A 1,194-nucleotide genomic window follows, 5' to 3' on the forward strand; every position below is an offset into this window, starting at 1 on the left:
AATAACGGTTTTTACTGCTTTAATTTAGTGAGTAAGAACCCTGAGATTTCAACAGATCCGAATGTTGTCATTACGTATCATGAGACTTTGACGGATTCACAGACAGGAGCTAATCCAAAGCCAAGTCCGTATTGCAATCTTAATCCGGGAACGCAGACCCTTTATGTAAGAGCTCATTTTACAGGTTCATCTGCGTGTTATACCAATACCACTTTGCAACTTGTCATCAACCCAATTCCACTGCCAAATCCGGTAATCACGGATTATGAGTTGTGTGATTATAACAATTCTCCTGATGGTATTGAGGTATTTAATTTAGGGACAAAGAGTTCAGAAATCGCAAATGGACAGACAGGTGTAACGGTAAGTTACTATGCTACTTTAGCCGATGCTCAAAATCAAGTTAGTCCTTTGCCAAACCTTTATTCAAACACGAGCAATCCACAGCAGATATGGATAAACATCAGAGATAATGCTACAGGTTGTAATACAACAGGTTCGTTTAATTTGGTAGTTAATCCATTGCCAGTAGTAACTGTAGCACCTGACTTAAATGAATGCGGCATCGGTTCGTCAACTACTGCAGAGTTTGACCTAACGGTAAACGAAGGCACAGTGACCAATGGTGTTACGGGTTTAGCAGTTACGTATTACACTACTTTGGCAGCAGCGCAAAACGGTTCACCATTTATTGTAAATCCATCTGCTTATATAGGAACGGATAACGAAGTAGTTTATATAAGAGTAGAAAACGTTGCCACAACATGTTATGCTACGACAACACAACTCCTTAGAGTAACTCAGGGACCGGTGGCAAATACGCCATTACCATTGCATTACTGTGACCCGAACAATGACGGCTTTGGTGTATTTGATTTGGATAGTACCATTGCTGAAATAACAGGAAGTCCCTTCCCAATACCGGGAGTTTCTGTTACCTTCCATGAGACTTTGACGGATTCACAAACAGGAGCTAATCCTAAGCCAAGCCCTTATTATAATATTACCGTAAACACACAGACTATTTATGTTCGTGTATTTTATACTTTAACAGGATGTGCTAATTATGTAAGCCTTCAGCTAATTGTTGATCCAACTCCAGAAGCCACAGATCCTGATGCTTATGAGTTATGCGATTACACCGGAGCAGCAGGCTTTGAGACTTTTGATCTAACGACAACCATCTCAGATATC

1 protein-coding gene is annotated in these 1,194 nt (G+C 40.4%); it reads left to right on the forward strand.

The genetic code is table 11. The features are described 5' to 3' along the window. The coding region (locus tag L1S35_RS13180; RefSeq protein ID WP_502538686.1) for an FIDD domain-containing protein at positions 1–1,194 on the forward strand (1,194 nt) is incomplete at both ends.

It is taken from the genome of Flavobacterium anseongense (assembly GCF_021608185.1).
GTDB lineage: Bacteria > Bacteroidota > Bacteroidia > Flavobacteriales > Flavobacteriaceae > Flavobacterium > Flavobacterium anseongense.